The following is a 1,710-nucleotide window of genomic DNA, read 5'->3' as shown; positions in this document are numbered from 1 at the left end:
GGCGGGCGCACACCGGCGGACGGCGCCGGACCCGGTGGTACCGTGGCCGGAACCACGACGGCGCACGCCGTCGCACCCCGCCGAAGAGAGGTCCGCCGCCGTGCTCCTTCGTGACGTCCGACCCGAGGATCTGGACGAGTTCTTCCTGCACCAGCAGGACGAGCAGGCCAGCCTCATGTCCGCCTTCGCCCCGCGCAACCCCCGGGACCGCGGCGTGTTCGACTACCACTGGAGCAGCCTGCTCGCGGACGAGACCGCGGTGGTGCGCACCATCGAGCACGAGGGCCGCGCCGTGGGCGCCATCGTGTGCACCGAGCACGACGGCGTCGGCGAGCTCTCCTTCTGGACCGCCCAGGACTACTGGGGGCTCGGTCTGACCACCGCCGCCGTGGACGCGTTCCTGCGCGAGCACACCCGCCGCCCCCTGCGCGCGCACGTGCCCGAGGACAACGCCGGCTCCGTCAAGGTGCTCTCCCGCCGCGGCTTCGAGACCGTCGGCCAGGAGAAGGTCTTCTCCAACGCCCGCGCCGAGGTCATCACCGAGCTGGTCATGGAGCTGCCCGCCGGCGCCGAGTGAGCCCGCCCGGCCCCGCCGGTCCGCACGCCGACGACGACGGCCCCGTCCCCCGGATCTCTCCGGGAGGCGGGGCCGTCCTCGTGGCGCCGGGGCGTCAGACCATGGTGAGCGTCAGGCCCGGGCGGCGCAGGATCGCGCCGACGTCCGCGAGGAACCGCGAGCCCTGCTCGCCGTCCACGAAGCGGTGGTCGAAGGACAGCGAGAGCGTCATGACGTCCCGCAGGGCGATCTCGCCGCGGTGCTCCCACGGCATCCGTCGCACCTGGCCGATCGCGATGATCGCGCCCTCCCCCGGGTTGATGATCGGGGTGCCGGCGTCCACGCCGAACACGCCGACGTTGGTCAGGGTGAAGGTGCCGCCGGAGAGCTCCGCCGGGGACAGCCTGCCCTCGCGGGCGCGCCCGGTGAGCTCGCGGATGGCGTCTGCGAGCTCGGTCAGGGACATCGCCTGGGCGTCCTTGACGTTCGGCACCATCAGCCCGCGCGGGGTGGCGGCGGCGAAGCCGAGGTTCACGAAGTTCTGCTGCAGGATCGCCCCGGAGGCCTCGTCCCAGCGGGCGTTGACGTCCGGGGTGCGCTCCATGGCCACGAGGCACGCCTTGGCGGCGAGCGTCATGGGGGTGAGCTTGACGTCCCGGTACTCCCGGGAGGCCTTGAGCTCGGCCAGCAGCTCCATGGTCTCGGTGACGTCCACCTGCAGGAACTCGGTCACGTGCGGGGCGGTGAAGGCGGAGGCCACCATGGCCGACGCCGTCGCCTTGCGCACGCCCTTGACGGGCACGGACTCGGTGCGCGGGCGACCGCCGAGGGTGCGCACGCCGCCGGACGTCCCGGCCTCGGCCGGGGCCGCGGCCGACGCCGTCGGCTCGGCCGCGGGCGCGCCGCCCCCGGCCAGGAACGCCTCGACGTCCGCGCGGGTGATGACCCCGCCGACGCCGGAGCCGGACACGGCGGTCAGGTCCACGCCCTCGCGACGGGCGTAGAGGCGCACCGGCGGGGTGCACCGCGGGCGCTCCCCCGACGTCCCCGAGGCCGACTGCGCCTCGGGGGCCTCGTCCGCGCGCTCCGGCTCCGCGGCCTCGGGCTGCGGGCGGGCGGCGCCGGCCGGCGCCTCCTCGGAGGTGGAGGGGGCC

2 protein-coding genes are annotated in these 1,710 nt (G+C 75.3%); one reads left to right on the top strand and one right to left on the bottom strand.

Translation table 11 applies throughout. The features are described from left to right. Positions 1-100: 100 nt before the first annotated feature. On the top strand, positions 101-577 hold the full coding sequence (locus tag NWP10_RS11855) for a GNAT family N-acetyltransferase (protein ID WP_248192784.1): 477 nt from the start codon (positions 101-103) through the stop codon (positions 575-577). A 94-nt stretch (positions 578-671) separates the two neighbouring features. Here the strand turns inward: NWP10_RS11855 and NWP10_RS11850 are convergent. Then, positions 672-1,710 (bottom strand): dihydrolipoamide acetyltransferase family protein (locus NWP10_RS11850; protein WP_258301037.1); only part of this gene is annotated, 1,039 nt, incomplete at its 5' end.

The organism is Micrococcus sp. HG099 (genome assembly GCF_024723355.1).
Classification (GTDB): domain Bacteria; phylum Actinomycetota; class Actinomycetes; order Actinomycetales; family Micrococcaceae; genus Micrococcus; species Micrococcus endophyticus.
The sequence above is the reverse complement of the archived record's forward strand: the minus strand, read 5'-3'. Positions and strand labels throughout refer to the sequence as shown.